We start from the raw sequence: 17,097 nt of genomic DNA on the forward strand, positions 1-17,097 counted from the left end.
CCTCCCGGCGGCCCGGGCAAAGGTTATACTGGAACTTGAAAACAACTTTCCCTATTTTGTTGTCCGGGAGCCGGGACAATCCCGCTTCCCCAAACACCGACGGCGGCAGGCATGGTGGAACTGGACAGTGGCTTCGCAGGCATGATCGATCCCGAGGAACCCGGGGGATGCTCCGGGCTGGACAACCCGGACGAGCCATTGCGCTGCGTGTTTTCCACCACCCGGGAGATGAAGGTGGGCACCGGCACCACGGCCCGGAAGCAGGTCACCAAGACGCTCTGGTACATCATCCAGCACGGGGAGGACGAATTCGAGGTCCGGAAGGTCAACCCCCATTTCGTGCCCGTGGGCGACCCCGAATACATCACGCGCGAAGACCTGTTCGCGGAATACGTGCCCGAGGTGGAAATCCACAACGCCAAGGTGGAGCCGGCCATGATCGCCATGCGCAGAAATCTGGCCAAGGGGGAAAAGAACCGCAAGGACCACAAGCCCCTGAGCGCGGAAATGGAGTTCGACAAGGTGCTGGACGTGGACGAACGCAACGTGCGCGCCATCTTCGGACTCGGCCTGCTCTATCTGGAACGCGGCGACCGGCCCAAGGCGAAACGCCTCTTCGAGCAGCTCGTGGCCATCGAGGCCGCCTTCACGCTGGAGCACAAGCATCTGTTCAACGAATTCGGCATTGCCCTGCGCAAGAACGACATGGCCAACGAGGCCGTGAAATACTATTCCCGAGCCGTGGAATTCGCGGACAACGACGAGAATCTGTTCTACAATCTGGCCCGCGCCTTCTACGACAAGGACGACTGGGACAACTGCCTGGAATTCACGGCCCGCAGTCTGGACCTGAACCCGCGTCTCGACGAATCCGCGCAGATGTGCCGGTTCATCGTACGCATGGCCGGGGATGACGCGCTCCGGGAAAAACGGGGCAAGCCCCCGGTGCCCGAGGACGTGTCGGACCGGGCGCGCAAGCTGGCCGCCACCCTGCCCGGCGAAACCGGCGGCGAAGTGGAGATCGGCGCGGACATGAGCGTGGAGATCAGTACGACAACAGGCGAGGAAATCACTCCCGAAGGGTACAGCAGACGCGGCGGAGCCGACCCCAGCAAACTGGACGATCCCGTTTCATGAATCAGACGGAGGCAAAGCGGCTGGAAGTGGCGGTGTTCGGAGAACTGTACACCGTGGGCGCGATCCGCATGGACAAGGTCACGGCCAGAAAGGCTCTGGAAGTCTATGGCAGGCAGCAGTGGAATGCCCTGGCCCGGGACATTGCCATCGGCAGGACCGGCAACGGCACTGCGGCAAAGGTCTCCCATACTCTGGGCCGCCCCGTGAAATGCGCCTACCGCTGCACCGGGATCCTCATGCAGAGCCGCCGTTTCGGCATGGAAACCTTCTGGGGGGGCTTGGAGCAGGTTTGTACAGAAATCGGATCGAAATTCTCGCGAATCCGGCCGGAAAACCTGCCCGGCGGCAACGCCCGGGACATCGTGGCCGTGTTCCGGGAGCGTTCCGAAGGCTCCCTGTTCTTCCGCTGGTCCGTGGCGGAATTCGACTGTGCCCGGCTCGGTCTGATCCACCACGACGTGAGTCCGCTTCTGGACCACAAGCGCCCCTTCGAGCTGGTCCGGTCCGTGGCCTGCATGGGCGGGGACCTCGTGCGCCGCGAGATCGATGCGACCGCTCCATGGACTCCCATGAAGCACGTCTTTCACGTTCTGGACTGACCCCGGCCCCGGGTTTGCGGCCCGGCCCGATGTATGGCATGAAATTCCCGATCCGGCACAGCCCGGCCCTCTTCCCAATCCCGACAGCAAAGGACACGCCATGAGCAGAAGAATCGGATGGATCGGCACCGGCGTCATGGGCAGGTCGATGTGCCTGCACCTGATCAGGGCAGGACACGAGGCCTACGTATTCAACCGGACCCGCGCCAAGGCCGCGGACCTCGAAGCCGCGGGCGCAACATGGTGCAACTCGCCCGGCGAAGTGGCCCGCAACGCGGACGTGATATTCACCATCGTGGGCTATCCCTCGGACGTGGAACAGACCATCCTCGGCCCGGATGGGGTGCTGGCGAACGCGGCCCCGGGCAAGACCGTGGTGGACATGACCACGTCGGAACCGGCTCTGGCAGTGCGCATCCACGAACAGGCATCGGCAGGCGGCGTGGCCGCTCTGGACGCGCCGGTCTCGGGCGGCGATCTGGGAGCGCGCAACGGCACGCTGGCCATCATGGTCGGCGGGGAACAGGCGCACTTCGACGCGGTCCTCGACCTGTTCGAAATCATGGGCGACAACATCCGGCTCATGGGAGGCCCCGGCGCTGGGCAGCACACCAAGATGAGCAACCAGATCCTGATCGCCGGGACCATGATCGGCGTGGTGGAATCCCTGCTCTACGCGCACAACGCAGGCATGGGCATGGACGAGGTCATCGACGTGATCGGCTCGGGCGCGGCCGGTTCCTGGTCCATCAACAACCTCGGTCGGCGCATTGCCGCAAACGATTTCGATCCCGGCTTCTTCATCAAGCATTTCGTCAAGGACATGGGCATCGCCCTTGACGAGGCCCGGCGCATGAACCTGTCCCTGCCCGGACTGGCTCTGGTCAACCAGTTCTACGTGGCAGCCATGTCCATGGGGCTGGAGGACCTCGGCACGCAGGCCCTGTACACGGTGCTGGAACGCCTCAACAGCCGATAGGGTCCGGATTTCGCGGATTCGCCCGGCTCCATTTACTCCCGGGCGAATCCCCGGTATCATGCCGCCCCAGACCAAGTCATTCCGGAGGTTTCATGTACGCGCTGCGCCCCCTGATTCTGCTTTTCCCCCTGCTTCTCGCCGCCTGCGGCGGGTATTCCTTTGGCGGGGGCGACTATTCCGTGCTTCCGGAAGAATATCGAAAAATGGCCATCGCCGAAGTCAGCAACCCGACCATGTACTCCTGGATGGAACCCCGCCTGCGCTCGCTATTCCGGGATGAACTCACCCGACGCGATCTGGTGACATGGGTTGATGATCGGGCCCGCGCGGACGCGCTCATGACCATCAACGTGATCAGATTCTACCGGCCCGATGAAGTCACCGGCGCGGAAGACGAAACCCTGCGCTCCAGCGCCAACATCGAGATGCAGGTGGTGATCAGATCCGCCCGCGACGGCTCGGTGCTGTGGAACTCGGGCAATGTTGCCCAGAGCTGGCCCTTCTTCGAGGGGGAACAGGACCAGGCCGACCAAACCGTTACCGAACTCGCGGTCCGCAAGATCGCGGACAGGATGTCCCAGAACTACTAGGCATGGAACGACCCAAATATCTCTTTCTCATCTGTCCGGACCCGGAACTGCTCAAGTCCCGGATCAGCGAAGCGCTCAAGGCCACAGGCCGCCGAGGCTGGAAAAAACGCGTGTTCTGGGGTGACGACGATGATCCGTTGCCGCAGGCGTTCTGGACCGACCTGACCATCAAGAGCCTGTTCCCGGAACCCAAGGCCCTGATCGTGCGGCGAGCCCACACGCTCAAGGCCGAACATTGGGACAAGCTCGATGCGGCGGTGCGGGGTGTTTCCCCGGAAATATTCCCGTTCTTCTGTCTGGAAGGCACGTGGAAGGGCAAAAAGGCTCCGGTTCCGGCCACGCTTTCCCGCAGAAATTTCTACAAGAAGGCGGCACAAGCCAAATGGACATGGGAATCCGCAGGTCTGGACCAGCGTTCCATGTCCCGATTCGTTGCGGAATGGGCGGCCAATGCCGGGCTGGACATGGAGCCGGGCGTGGATCGCGCTCTGGCCGAAGCCCTGCCCAAAGACGCGGTGGCCGCACGGCTGGAGCTGGACAAGCTGGAGCTGGCCGCAGGTGATGCGCATCGCGTGCAACGGGAGCATGTGGAGCTGGTGGCCCCGTGCGGGGAAATGGAATTCTTCGATCTCATGGATGCGCTGGGCAAACGCGGCGCCGAGGCCGCAGTCTGGAAGCGCGTGCTGGAGGATCACTTCAAGAGCGCCAAGGACCGCATGCTCTTCAACCTGATCGGGTATCTGGCCAGTCAGGCGCGCATGTACTGGATGCTCATGAACGGCGAGGAGGGCAAGGTCAAGGCGCACCCCTACGTCAAGAAACTCAAGACCCCGGTAGCCCGGCGGCTGGGCAAGGCGGGCATCGCCAGAATGATCGATCTGGCGCTGGACGCGGAAATGAGCATCAAGACCGGAGCACGCGCCGAGGAAGAGGTTCTCGATTTTCTGGTGGCCGGACTGGTGGACCTGTTCCAGCCCGGACGCGCCCGCTGACGGTTATAAATTGGCAGGTATACTTCTTCTTCCCTTGACGGACCGGGTATGACGGATACGAACGCGCCACACTATGCCGGACATCGCGCGCGGCTCAGGGAACGCCTGACCCGGGACAGCGTTTCCCTGGCCGACTACGAGCTGCTGGAGCTCGTGCTGGCCTCGGTGCTGCCCCGCAGGGATACAAAGCCGCTGGCCAAGGAACTGGTGCAGCGATTCGGCTCCCTTGGCGGTGCGCTCAGAGCCGACCCGAACAAGCTGGCGGACGTGAATGGCGTGGGCCCGGGCGTACAGGCCCACTGGCGGCTGCTTCAGGAGGTGTTCGCCCGTCTGGCCGAGGAACCCGCCCTGACCCGGGACGTATTGTGCGACCCGGACCTCGTGGCCGAGGCAGCCAAGGCTCGCATCGGTTCCAAGGGCATCGAGGAATTCTGGGCCGCGTTTCTGGACAACAAGAACCGGGTCATTGCGTGGGAACGCATGAACCGGGGAACCGTAGGCGAAACACCGGTATATCCGCGCGAAATCATGGCCCGCGCCCTGCGGCTGGAGGCAGCCGGGGTGATTCTGGCCCACAACCACCCGGGCGGGGACCCGCACCCTTCGGCCGAGGACATCGAACTGACGCGGCGCATCGTGCGGGCCGGACAGGAACTCGGAGTGCGCGTGCTGGACCATCTGGTGGTCACGGACTGCGAACACTACAGTTTTCACGATCACGGACGGCTGTAACAGCCCACGAACCGGAGACGGCATGAAACAGGTACGGGCCATCATTCGCGGCAAGGTGCAGGGCGTCTGGTTCCGGGGCTGGACCCGGGACACGGCGCGCGAACTCGGCCTGCGCGGCTGGGTGCGCAACCTGCCCGACGGTGCCGTGGAAGCCGTGGCTCCTGGGAAAGCCGGACTCCCTCGGCCTGTTTCTGGAGCGGTTGCACAACGGCCCGCCTCTGGCGCGCGTTTTCGAGGTCGAAACCCGATGGGAGGAACCGGATTCCGATTCGGACACCTTCCAAATACGAAGGTAGGGATTTTCCATTCCCCCCTTGCCAAGTTCGCCAACGGCATTATTTTTTCTAACTTGATACAAAAAAGACACTTTTCATAAAGGATATAGCGTTGAGCAAAAAGAAAAAGAAATCCCCGGTCAAGCCGTTGCGCATGAAGCGGAAGCCCTCCGCGAAAAAGACGCAGCCGGAAGAGCCGAAACTCACGCGCTCCGAACGGGAACTCGACCTGATCGAAGCCCTGACCGGAGCTGCGGGCATGCCCCCGGTATTCGGGGATGCCGAGGACGGTCCCGGCCATCCGGCCATGGACATCCCCCCGGTGCTGCCCGTACTGGCCGTGCGCGACATCGTGGTATTCAACTACATGATCCTGCCCCTGTTCGTGGGCCGGGAAAAATCCGTGCAGGCCGTGGACGCGGCCCTTTCCGGCGATCGCTACATCCTGATCCTCACCCAGAAGGACGATGCCGTGGACGATCCCGGTCCGGACGATCTCCACGCCGTGGGCACCGTGGGCATGATCATGCGCATGCTCAAGATGCCGGACGGACGGCTCAAGATTCTGGTTCAGGGACTGGCCCGCGCCCGGGTGGAACGGTTCACGTCCGAAGACCCCTTCCATATCGCGGAAATCGAACCGCTCATGGAAAAGGAAGCCGGAGAACTTTCCCCGGAGCAGGAAGCCCTTGTCCGCTCCTCCCGCGAACAGAGCGAACGCATCCTGACCCTGCGCGGCATTTCCTCGCAGGACATCATGAGTGTGCTCAACAACGTGAACGATCCCGGCAGGCTGGCCGACCTCATTGCCTCGAACCTGCGCATGAAGGTGGACGCGGCCCAACGGATTCTGGAATGCCACGAACCCATCAAGCGGCTCGAACTCGTGAACGACCAGCTTCTCAAGGAAGTGGAAGTCGCGTCCATGCAGCACAAGATTCAGGCCTCGGCCAAGGAAGGCATGGACAAGGCCCAGCGGGACTTCTTTCTGCGCGAACAGCTCAAGGCCATCAAGCGCGAACTCGGCGACGAGGCCGACGAGAGCGAGGAGTTCGAACAGTTCCGCAAGGCCATTGAAAAGGCAGGCATGCCCAAGGACGTGATGAAGGAGGCCTTCAAGCAGCTCAAGCGGCTGGAGGCCATGCACGCCGAATCGTCCGAAGCCACGGTCATCCGCACCTATCTGGACTGGATGACCGAACTGCCGTGGAAGAAACTTTCCCGCGACCGTCTGGACATCAAAAAGGCGGAAACCATCCTCAACGAGGACCACTACGATCTGGAAAAGGTCAAGGAACGCATTCTGGAATACCTGAGCGTGCGCAAGCTGAACGCGAAGATGAAGGGCCCGATTCTCTGCTTTGTCGGCCCTCCGGGCGTGGGCAAGACCTCACTCGGCCGCTCCATCGCGCGCAGCCTCGGCCGCAAGTTCCACCGCATGTCCCTCGGCGGCATGCGCGACGAAGCCGAAATCCGGGGCCATCGCCGGACCTACATCGGGTCCATGCCCGGCCGCATCATTCAGGCCATCAAGCAGTGCGGCACGCGCAACCCCGTGATCATGCTCGACGAGATCGACAAGCTCGGCTCGGACTTCCGGGGCGATCCGTCCTCGGCCCTGCTCGAAGTGCTCGACCCGGAACAGAACAACACGTTCACCGACCATTACCTGAACGTGCCGTTCGACCTGTCCAAGGCCATGTTCATCTGCACGGCCAACATGCTCGACTCCATTCCCGGCCCGCTTCTGGACCGCATGGAAGTCATCCGCATCCCCGGATACACCGAGCAGGAAAAGGTCGTGATCACGGAACGCTACGTGATTCCGCGCCAGCTCGAGGAAAACGGGCTCAAGCCCGGCGAGCTGGAAATCCCGTCCGATCTGGTGGCGCGCATCGTGCGCGAATACACCCGCGAGGCCGGGCTGCGCAATCTGGAACGCGAAATCGGCAAGGTCTGCCGCAAGATGGCGCGCAAGAAGGCCGAAGGCGAAAAGGGCCCGTTCTCCGTGACCGCGGACAGCCTGGACAAGCTGCTGGGACCGCCGATCTTTCTGGACGACGAAAAGGAAACCGTCCTGCCTGCCGGCGTTGCCGTGGGGCTTGCATGGACCCCGGTGGGCGGCGAGACCCTGCATGTGGAAGTGACCACCATGCCGGGCAAGGGCAAGCTCATCCTCACGGGCAAGCTCGGCGACGTGATGAAGGAATCAGCGCAGGCCGCCCTGTCCATTGCCCGGGCCAAGGCCGACAAGTACGGCATCGACCCCGACTTTTCGGAAAAGCACGACATCCACATCCACGTTCCGGCCGGAGCCACACCCAAGGACGGCCCGTCCGCCGGCGTCACTCTGGTCACGGCCCTGATATCGTCCCTGACCGGCACGCCCATCAGTCCGGACGTGGCCATGACCGGCGAAATCAGCCTGCGCGGACGCGTCCTGCCGGTTGGCGGCATCAAGGAAAAAATCCTTGCCGCCGTATCCCGGGGCATGAAGCGCGTGCTCATCCCGGCCCAGAACAGGAAGGACCTCGCCGAGGTTCCCGAGGAACTGCTCAAGAAAATCACCATCGAAACCATCGAAAAGGTGGAAGAGGTCTGGCCTCTGGCCACGGCCAAATAGTTCGACCGAAACAATTGAAAGCCCGCCTTCCTCAACCGGAAAGCGGGCTTTTTTTACACCTTGAACAATACCTACACGTCCGATTGCGTCCGCTTCTTGTCGAACTCCACGATTCCGTAGACCGCAAGACCGCAGAGAATGATCTTGCCCCAGTCGAACACATCCACGGGGGCGCTGGAAAACAGCGTATTCATGAACGGAGCGTAGGTGAACGCCCCCTGCAACGCCATCATCAGTGCGAATCCCCCGACCACCCACGGGTTGGACATGAAACCCAGCGCAAAGGGCGAACGCGTAAACGACCTTGCGTTGAACAGGTAGAACGCCTCCACCACCACGAACACGTTCACGGCCATGGTGCGCGCCTTTTCAATGGATGCGCCGTTCAGCAGCTCCCACTTGAACAGGCCGAACGCGCACACGAGCAGCAGCACGCTGACAATGCCGACCCTGCGCAGCATGGTCCTGTCCAGAATCGGTCGGGCCGGATCGCGCGGCGGCCGATCCATGATGCCCGGCTCCCTTGGCTCGAAGGCGAGCATCATGCCCAGACACGCGGCCGTGGTCATGTTGATCCACAGAATCTGCACCGGCAGGATGGGCAATGTCGCGCCAAACAGGATCGCGGTCAGGATGACCAGCCCTTCGCCCGCATTCGTGGGCAGAGTCCAGGCAATGAACTTCACCAGATTGGCGAATACGCCACGCCCCTCTTCCACTGCCGCCTCGATGGTCGCGAAATTGTCGTCGGTCAGGACCATGTCCGCGGCTTCCTTGGCCACCTCGGTTCCGGTGATGCCCATGGCCACGCCGATGTCCGCCTGCTTGAGTGCGGGCGCGTCGTTCACCCCGTCGCCGGTCATGGCGCAGACCTCGCCGGTCTTCTGCAACGCCAGCACCAGCCGCAACTTCTGTTCCGGGGAAACCCGGGCAAACACCGGGATGCCCGGGGCCTTCTCCACCAGATCATGGTCGCTCAAATCCGCGATTTCCCTGCCGGTCAGCACCGGACAATCCTCGCCAAGCTGGCAATCCCCGCCGCGCAGTCCCAGACGCAGGCCTATGGCCTCGGCGGTCAGGGCGTGATCGCCGGTAATCATCTTGACCTTCACGCCCGCATGCTGACACGCGGCAATGGCTGAAATCGCCTCCTTTCTGGGCGGGTCGATCATGCCCTGCAACCCCACGAAGGTCATGCCCATGCACGCATCCGACCGCACCAGCCCGCCGTCCGCGTCCAAATCCTTGCGCGCAAACGCCAGCACTCGAAGCCCTCGGGAAGCCAGCTCATGCTGCTCCCGCACCACGGCCTCGACATCCAGTTCCATGCCCTCCCCGGACTCGCTCAGGGCGTCCATGCAGCATTCCAGCACCTTTTCCACAGCTCCCTTCAGGTACACCACGCGTCCGCCCTCGTGGTTATGCAGGGTGGCCATGTACTGCCATTCCGATTCGAACGGCAGCTCGTCCACGCGCGCAAACGCCGAGCTCTCCGCCTCCCGTTCCAGCCCGTATTTCCGGGCGGACACCACAAGCGCGCCTTCGGTCGGATCGCCCTCCACGGCAGGCCGCCCTTCCTTCATGTAAATCCTCGCGTCATTGCAGAGCAGTCCGGCCCGCATGCATTCCTCCAACGCCCGGCCTCCGGCCTCGCCACCATCCGCAGCCGAGATGGCTCCGTCATACCCGTATCCGTCTCCGGACACGGTGTAGGCCCTGCCACCGCACCGGATTTCCTGCACCGTCATCTGATTCTCGGTCAAAGTGCCGGTCTTGTCCGAGCAGATCACGGTCGTGCCGCCCAGCGTTTCCACGGCAGGCAGCTTGCGGATGATCGCCTTTCTCCCTGCCATGCGCGACACGCCCAATGCCAGGATGATGGTCACGGCCGCAGGCAACCCCTCGGGGATCGCGCCCACGGCAAGGGCAACAGCGGCCATGAACATCTCGTTCACGGGTTCGGAGCGAATCAGCCCGAGCACGAATGAAGCCGCAGCCAGACACAGAATGGCGATCAGCAGCATGTGGCTGAACCGCGTGATCTTTCTGGTCAGCGGCGTTTCCAGTTCATCCGCAGCCTCGATCAGTCCGGAAATGCGGCCGATCTCGGTATGGTTGCCCGTGGCCACCACAACGCCCCGGCCCTGACCATAGCTGACCAGCGTCCCGGCGTATGCCATGCATCTGCGCTCGGCCAGCACCGCATCCGGCGGCAAACGGCCCGGTTCCTTGTCCACGGGCAGGGATTCTCCGGTCAGTGCGGACTCATCGATGCGCAGCTCCTTGCCTGAAAGAATCCGCAAATCCGCTGGCACCTTGTCCCCGGACCGCAGCAGCACCACGTCCCCGGGCACCACGCCCGAGGCAGGAATCCTGTCCGAACTCCCGGCGCGGAATACCACGGCCTCGGTGCTCATGCTCGCGGACAGGGAATCCAGCGCCTTCACGGCCTTGGCCTCCTGAATGTACCCCACCACCGCGTTCACCAGCACCACGGCCAGTATGACCAGCGAATCCACCCACTCGCCCAGATACGCCGTCACCAGCCCTGCCGCTATCAGAATGTAGACAAGCGGCTGATGGAATTGCAGCAGGAACCTTTCCAGATTCGTCCTGCCCTTCTTCCCGGTGATCACGTTCTCCCCGAAATGCTTCAGCCGCTGCTCCACCTCCAGCTCGTCCAGCCCCTTCCCGGGATCAACGTCCAGAAACTGCGCAACCTCGTCCGCCTCAATGTGATGCCAATGCTTGTCCAGCAACCTTTCCATGGTTCCCCCTCCATCGAAATCCGACCGAATATGCCCATTTTGCCCCGACCATACCCCGCCTCGCGGATTCAAGACAAGTCCTGATCCCTTTTTTGCCTTCGGCGACCTAAACCTTTTGAAAAAGGTTCAGGAATCCGAAACTTTTTGGTGCTACGCCGCCTGAAAAAACACAGGGAACTTGTCAGGCTCATATGGCGGCGTAGTTGGTCGCACCACAGCCAAACCTGCCCTGCCGAGAAACGAATCTCGGGGGAAATGAACAGACAAAGAAAAAAAACTCTCTCTTTCGGACCACCCGTTTCGGGCAAATCGAGCAGCCGGAGAAATGTCCCGGCAGGGCATTCCTCCGGCTGCTCGATTTTCCCGAAACGGAATGGGGATCCAAGGGGCCTTGCTCCTTGACGGGTCCGGGCAGCGCCCGGGCCCCCCGGGAGGGTCGCCGAAGGCCTCTTTTCCCATCCCCCGGCTATTGGCGTGCGTGCGTATCCCTGATAGGTTGCCGTCATGCCGTTTCCCAGGGATCTTCCGCTTGAGGACGTATTTTCGTCCATTGCCGACGGGCTGTTCACCGTGGATGCGGACTGGAACGTGACGTACTTCAACGAGGCAGCCGAACGCATCACGGGCATCAGCGCGTCCGAGGCCGTGGGCTGCAAATGCTGGGACGTGTTCCGCTCCAGCCTGTGCGACGGAAACTGCGCGCTCAAGGCGTGCTTGCAGAATGGCGGTCCCATCACGAACAAGTCGATTTTCGTGGTACGCCGGGACGGCAGAAAGGTGCCCATTTCCATTTCCGCCTCGCCGTTGCGCAATGCCCGCGGCGAAGTGATCGGCGGGGTGGAGACCTTCCGCGACCTGACCGAGATTCAGGTCATGCGCAAACGGGTCAAGGAACTGTACAAGTTCGAGGACATCGTGGGCCGCAGTCCGGCTCTGGAAAAGATATTCGAAATCCTGCCACAGGTAAGCCGTTCCGAGGCCACGGTGCTTCTGCTGGGCGAATCCGGCACGGGCAAGGAACTGTTTGCCCGGGCCATCCACAACCTGAGCACGCGCAAGGACGGGCCATTCGTGGCCGTGAACTGCGGCGCACTGCCCGACACCCTGCTGGAATCCGAATTGTTCGGATACAAGGCCGGTGCGTTCACGGACGCGCGCAAGGACAAACCGGGCCGCTTCGAATTGGCACGCGGCGGCACGATCTTTCTGGATGAAATCGGCGACCTGCCAGCAAAATTGCAGGTCAAGCTGCTCCGCGTGCTTCAGGAAAAGGCGTTCGAGCCATTGGGCGGAGTGCATCCGGTCAAGGCGAACGTACGCGTTGTGGCGGCCACAAACCGCAATCTGGAAAAACTGGTCGCAGACGGCACGTTCCGGCAGGACCTGTACTATCGCCTGAACGTGGTCACCCTGCGGTTGCCGCCCCTGCGCGAGCGACGCGGAGACATCGGCCTGCTTCTGGACCACTTCATCGAGGAATTCAACGCGATTCAGGGCAAACAAGTGGACGGGGTTTCCGAAGACGTGATGCACATTCTCATGCGCCATGACTTCCCGGGCAACGTACGCGAGCTGGAAAACATCCTGGAATTCGCGTTCATCCTGTGCTCCTCGGGCTTCATTCAGGTGGACCATCTGCCCGAGAACCTCCGGCCCAGACAGTCCGGTTCCACTGACCCGAACGCCCTGTTTTCCGGCACGCTGGAACAGATCAAGTGCCGGGCCGTGCGCGCGGCGCTGCAACGCAATGATGGCAAACGCATGGCCACCTGCCGGGAACTCGGCATTTCCAAGGACACGCTCCGCCGCATGCTCGCCCGCTGCGAAAAATCGGGCGAATAATTCGCCTGCCCCGACGATTCCGGGCGCATCCCTCTTCCCTTTCAGCTTCGCACTGGGAAAGTAAACACCAGTATTTACATACTTTTATTTTATATATTTCTTTGGCACGCCGCATGCTTTGCGTCTAGTCAGTTCGCGTCGGAATGTCCCGCGGACGGAGCCGATTATGACGGAAACAAAGAACCTGATTTGCCTGGCTTGTTACCAGGATCGACTTGCCTCGGTATTCGACAACGCAAGCGAATACCGGCTGTACGAGACAGATCAGGACAACCATATTTACCCCGCAGGCCGCCTATCCCTTCCCTCAAAGGACCCTATGGACAGGACATCCGCCATTATGGCCTGCGGGGTAACTTGCATTCTCTGCGGCGCAGTGTGCGACACCACCCGCAAGCATCTGGAGCGCGGCGGCATTGCCGTGCATCCATGGTTGACTGGAACCATTGACGAAACACTCCGGGCCTACCTGCAAGGTTCTCTGGCGGACTTTGCCATGCCCGGTTGCAGAAACTGCGGGGAACGCCGATCCCCGGCGGTTGTGCCCGTCCCGAATGCCGACGCGGGACAGGAGCGCGACTGACCTGGCAAACAGGCATTTGACATTCCCGCATCAGGTGTTAACTCTCCTTCGAAACATTGAAGCAAACCACCCGCAAGGAGTCTCATATGAGCGACGCATGCAACGGCTGTTCTTCGGCTACCGGAGACGGCGGCTGTTCCAACCCGAACGGTTGTCCCAGCCAGGAAGACATGAAGCTGAAGAAGACCCTGTCCCGCATCAAGCACAAGGTCGTGGTCATGTCCGGCAAGGGCGGCGTTGGCAAGTCCACTGTCGCCGCGAACATTGCGGTGGCCCTGGCTCTGGCCGGCAAGAAGGTCGGCCTGCTCGACGTTGACGTGCACGGCCCGTCCATCCCCCGCCTGCTCAGCCTCAAGGGCAATGCCCCCAAGGTTTCCGACGGCAAGATGGAACCCGTGCAGTGGAACCGCAACCTGTGGGTCATGTCCCTCGGCTTTCTGATTCCCGACCCGAATCAGGCCGTGATCTGGCGCGGTCCGGTCAAGATCGGCCTGATCAAGCAGTTCGTGGAGGACGTGGCCTGGGGCGATCTCGATTTTCTCGTGGTCGACTGCCCTCCGGGAACCGGCGACGAGCCGCTCTCCACGCTCCAGACTCTGGGCACCGACGCGCTCGGCGTGATCGTGACCACTCCGCAGGGCGTGGCCGTGGACGACGTGCGCCGCTCCATCTCCTTTGTGCGTGAACTGGAAAACACCGTGTTCGGCGTGATCGAGAACATGTCCGGCTTTGTCTGCCCGGATTGCGGAGCCATCCACAACATCTTCAGTTCCGGCGGCGGCGAAGAACTGGCCAGGGAAATGGGCGCGAACTTCCTCGGACGCGTGCCCATTGATCCGGAAGTCGCCCGCTCCGGCGACGAAGGCTACCCGTTCATGAAGGTCCACAAGGACACGTCCACGGGCAAGATATTCGCGGAAATCATCAAGCCTCTGCTGGCCCTTCCCGAATAAGTTTCCGGAAACACGACAGAATAATTCACGGCCATGCTTCGTTTTTTCGAAGCATGGCCGTATGCATTGCAAGGGGGAACCATGACAACGACACTCATCCGCAACGCAACCATCCTGACCATGGACAAACAGCGCCGCATCTTTCAGGGCGGCGACGTGCTCGTGAGTCAGGGCAAGATCGCGGCCATCGGCGGCGTGCCCGAGGACATGATTCCCGAAGACGCGGAAATCGTGGACGCAACAGGCAAGCTCGTGCTGCCCGGCCTGATCAACACCCACGTCCACACTTCCCAGCAGCTCGAACGCGGACTGGCCGACGACGTGAACCTGCTCACATGGCTGCATGACCGCACATGGCCCTTTGAAAGCGCGCTGCTTGAGGACGATTCGTATTTCTCCACCCTTGCCTGCGGCATCGAGCTCATCAAGTCCGGCGTGACCACCTTTGCCGAGGCCGGTGGCCAGCACGTCAACGGCATGGCGCGCGGCGTGCGCAAGCTCGGCATGCGCGCGGCCCTGTGCCAGTCCAGCATGGATTGCGGACAGGGACTGCCCGACGGCTGGGTGCGGCCCACCCAGCAGGTTCTGGACGAGCAGCTCGGCCTGCATGCCCGCTGGCACGGACAGGCAGACGGCCGCATCTCGGTCTGGCTCGGTCTGCGCACCATATTCAACTGTTCCGACGAACTCATCCGCCGCACCATGCGCGAAGCCGAACGCCTCAACACCCGTGTGCACATGCATGTGGCCGAGGTCAGGGAGGAAGTTGAATTCGTGCGCGACACGCGCGGCGCAACCACGGTCCGCCATCTTGCGGACATCGACGCGCTCTCCCCGAATCTCCTTGCCGTGCACACGGTCTGGCTCACGCCCGAGGAAGTCGCTCTGTTCGCGGAACACGACGTCAAGGTCTCGCACAATCCCGCGGCAGCCATGCGCGTGCTCGGGTTCGCCCCGGTGCCGGACATGATCCGGGCGGGCGTCAGCGTGTCCATCGGCACGGACGGCGCACCCTGCAACAACCGCATGGACATGTTCGACGAGATGTACACCACCTCGCTCATCCACAAGGGCCGGTATCTCGATCCCACGATCATCACGGCCGAAACCATTCTGGAAATGGCCACCCTGCACGGTGCGCGCTGCATGGGCATGGAAAGGGAAATCGGCTCGCTCGAACCCGGCAAGCAGGCCGACCTCATCCTCGTGGACCCGCGCGACGCAGGCAGTCTGCCCCTGCACGATCCGGTCACCGGACTTGTCACGGCCATGCATTCCTCCAACGTCGATTCCACCATGTGCGCAGGCCAGTGGCTCATGCGCGACAGAAAAATCCTGACAGTTGACGAGGACATGCTGCTCGACGAAATTCAGGAACGCGCCGAGCACATTCGCGAACGCGCAGGCATCAATCTGCCCTCGCGCTATCCCGTGATCAAGGTGAGATAGCCTTCGGCGCCCCCTCCCGGGAGGCTGGGCGCTGCCCAGACCCGCAAGGAGCAATGCCCCTTGACCCCATATGTTTCGAAAATCGGAAGCGGTCCGGTGAATGCCCTGACGGGACATTCGCCGGACCGCTTCCGATTTTCGAAACGGGGTTGGACTGGCACTGGAAACTGTTTTTTTTCTTTTCCATTTTCCCCTGAGTCCTGTTTTTCGACAGGGCAGATCTTCTCATTTCCGCGCCCGACTACGCCGCCAAACAGGCTGAACAGGTTCCCTCGTTTCCCACAGGCGACGTAGCGACAAAAAATCGCCGAAAACATTGATTGCCACAGGAACGAATGTTTCTTATCAGGGAGGGAGTACCCCAAGTCCTTCGGAGGTTTCATGCAAAGCGCGATAGTCCACCATCTGCGTCCCGAGTTCGAGCCTGTGGCCCTGCTGTGGAGCAACGACTGTCCGGAAGGCGCAGTACGATTCAGGCCGGGGCGATTCGGGTGCGTCCTGTTCCTGTTCGGCATGGCGTCCAAACAGGGCAAGGTAACGGCCGCAGACCGGGAAAGTCTGGCCTGCGAAGGCGGCAGGGCCGGGTTGGGCCTTGGCGTGGATTTCGACATCACGCTCGGACTGGAGACCTACGGAGCATTGTTCAGCAAGGGCACACAGGCAGCACCCGATGCCGAAGCCTATGCCCGGGTGCTGGAACAGGTGCCGGAACGCTTCAGGGACCTGTTCGAATTCGGGGAACGCCATCACTGTTCCTTTGAACGGGCCATGGACTGGCTGCAGAACGGGCTGCCCCATTACGACATCCCGTTTCGGTATGTGCTGTTCAAGCCGCTGTCGCAGGTCGAGGACGGCGACAACGTGCGCACCGTGATCTTTCCGGTCACGCCCGTGGAACTGGCCGGCTTGCTCACCCTGACCGGATCGGTCATCCCCGGCACGGACCCGGTTCAGGTGCCGCAGGGCGCGGACTGCAATCACATCGGCAGCTTTCCCTATGCTCAGGGCGAAGCAGAGCAGCCACGCGCCGTGCTGGGCATGACCGGGGTTGACGGCCGGGAGGCCATGCACACCTATTTCCGGGACGACGTGCTGACGCTTGCCCTGCCGTGGAAGCTCTTCCGGCAGATGGAGCAGGAAGCCGAGGACAGCGTTCTGCAAACGCCTTCCTGGAAGAAACTGATCCGAACCTGATCGGCTACAGTCGATTTTTCTGCCGATTGTATGATATTTTCAAACCGATTGTCGGCATTTGGTTGACTTTGTGTGCGGACAATGAATAATGGCCGCCATGACAACATGGAATCCAACTCTGGAGGCTGGGGCCGGACCCAAATTCCGCGCACTGGCCGACGCAATACAACGTGACATATTCGCGGGCAGGCTCAAGCCCGGCGACAGGTTGCCCACACACCGGGAGCTGGCCGACCAGCTCGGCATCAACGTCAGCACCGTGACCCGGGGCTATGTGGAGGCCGAGCGCCGGGGACTGGTATCCGGCACCGTGGGACGAGGCACGTTCGTGGCCTCGGACGCATTGTCCGCCACGTTCATGGTCTCATTCGAGCCGCACAC

At 61.9% G+C, this 17,097-nt stretch carries 14 protein-coding genes and 1 pseudogene; 14 read left to right on the plus strand and 1 reads right to left on the minus strand.

What is annotated here, in order from left to right:
* Positions 1-111: 111 nt before the first annotated feature.
* The 8 genes from MPN23_RS10460 to lon all read left to right on the plus strand — a co-directional run bounded on the left by MPN23_RS10460 (position 112) and on the right by lon (position 7,927).
* Positions 112-1,137, plus strand: coding sequence for a tetratricopeptide repeat protein (locus MPN23_RS10460; RefSeq protein WP_243544153.1), 1,026 nt, complete (start codon positions 112-114; stop codon positions 1,135-1,137).
* Entirely contained in the window at positions 1,134-1,736 is a 603-nt protein-coding gene (locus tag MPN23_RS10465; protein WP_243544154.1) for a hypothetical protein, read from the plus strand. The genes MPN23_RS10460 and MPN23_RS10465 overlap by 4 nt, the downstream gene beginning before the upstream one ends.
* A gap of 100 nt (positions 1,737-1,836) precedes the next feature.
* A complete protein-coding gene (locus tag MPN23_RS10470) occupies positions 1,837-2,715 on the plus strand; it encodes an NAD(P)-dependent oxidoreductase (protein WP_243544155.1) in 879 nt (292 codons plus the stop codon).
* 92 nt (positions 2,716-2,807) lie between these two features.
* Positions 2,808-3,305, plus strand: coding sequence for an LPS assembly lipoprotein LptE (lptE, locus tag MPN23_RS10475; RefSeq protein WP_243544156.1), 498 nt, complete (start codon positions 2,808-2,810; stop codon positions 3,303-3,305).
* A 2-nt stretch (positions 3,306-3,307) separates the two neighbouring features.
* On the plus strand, positions 3,308-4,297 hold the full coding sequence (locus MPN23_RS10480; RefSeq protein ID WP_243544157.1) for a DNA polymerase III subunit delta: 990 nt from the start codon (positions 3,308-3,310) through the stop codon (positions 4,295-4,297).
* A 48-nt stretch (positions 4,298-4,345) separates the two neighbouring features.
* Complete coding sequence (gene radC, locus MPN23_RS10485) at positions 4,346-5,029, plus strand: RadC family protein (protein ID WP_243544158.1); 684 nt, start codon at positions 4,346-4,348, stop codon at positions 5,027-5,029.
* A 22-nt stretch (positions 5,030-5,051) separates the two neighbouring features.
* Positions 5,052-5,405 (plus strand): acylphosphatase, encoded by a 354-nt coding sequence (locus MPN23_RS10490; protein ID WP_341540072.1) that lies wholly within the window; start codon positions 5,052-5,054, stop codon positions 5,403-5,405.
* A gap of 158 nt (positions 5,406-5,563) precedes the next feature.
* Positions 5,564-7,927 carry an endopeptidase La gene (gene lon, locus MPN23_RS10495; protein ID WP_424450073.1) on the plus strand — a complete coding sequence of 788 codons (2,364 nt, stop codon included), beginning with the start codon at positions 5,564-5,566 and terminating at the stop codon, positions 7,925-7,927.
* A gap of 71 nt (positions 7,928-7,998) precedes the next feature.
* Here the strand turns inward: lon and MPN23_RS10500 are convergent, their stop codons facing one another.
* Positions 7,999-10,695 (minus strand): cation-transporting P-type ATPase, encoded by a 2,697-nt coding sequence (locus MPN23_RS10500; protein ID WP_243544160.1) that lies wholly within the window; start codon positions 10,693-10,695, stop codon positions 7,999-8,001.
* A 504-nt stretch (positions 10,696-11,199) separates the two neighbouring features.
* Between MPN23_RS10500 and MPN23_RS10505 the strand changes: the two genes are divergently transcribed.
* The 6 genes and pseudogenes from MPN23_RS10505 to MPN23_RS10530 form a co-directional block, all read left to right on the plus strand.
* Entirely contained in the window at positions 11,200-12,537 is a 1,338-nt protein-coding gene (locus MPN23_RS10505; RefSeq protein ID WP_243544161.1) for a sigma-54 interaction domain-containing protein, read from the plus strand.
* A gap of 319 nt (positions 12,538-12,856) precedes the next feature.
* Positions 12,857-13,120 (plus strand): NifB/NifX family molybdenum-iron cluster-binding protein, encoded by a 264-nt coding sequence (locus MPN23_RS10510; RefSeq protein ID WP_243544162.1) that lies wholly within the window; start codon positions 12,857-12,859, stop codon positions 13,118-13,120.
* 86 nt (positions 13,121-13,206) lie between these two features.
* The gene (locus MPN23_RS10515; RefSeq protein ID WP_243544163.1) at positions 13,207-14,073 is read left to right on the plus strand and encodes an Mrp/NBP35 family ATP-binding protein; all 867 of its coding nucleotides are present in this window, start codon (positions 13,207-13,209) and stop codon (positions 14,071-14,073) included.
* A gap of 81 nt (positions 14,074-14,154) precedes the next feature.
* The gene (locus MPN23_RS10520) at positions 14,155-15,522 is read left to right on the plus strand and encodes an amidohydrolase (protein ID WP_243544164.1); all 1,368 of its coding nucleotides are present in this window, start codon (positions 14,155-14,157) and stop codon (positions 15,520-15,522) included.
* Between the two features lie 381 nt (positions 15,523-15,903).
* Complete coding sequence (locus tag MPN23_RS10525; protein ID WP_243544165.1) at positions 15,904-16,716, plus strand: DUF169 domain-containing protein; 813 nt, start codon at positions 15,904-15,906, stop codon at positions 16,714-16,716.
* A gap of 97 nt (positions 16,717-16,813) precedes the next feature.
* Positions 16,814-16,987: pseudogene (locus tag MPN23_RS10530) on the plus strand (GntR family transcriptional regulator); the annotation flags it as partial.
* Positions 16,988-17,097: the final 110 nt, after the last annotated feature.

It is taken from the genome of Pseudodesulfovibrio tunisiensis (genome assembly GCF_022809775.1).
Taxonomy (GTDB): Bacteria; Desulfobacterota; Desulfovibrionia; order Desulfovibrionales; family Desulfovibrionaceae; genus Pseudodesulfovibrio; species Pseudodesulfovibrio tunisiensis.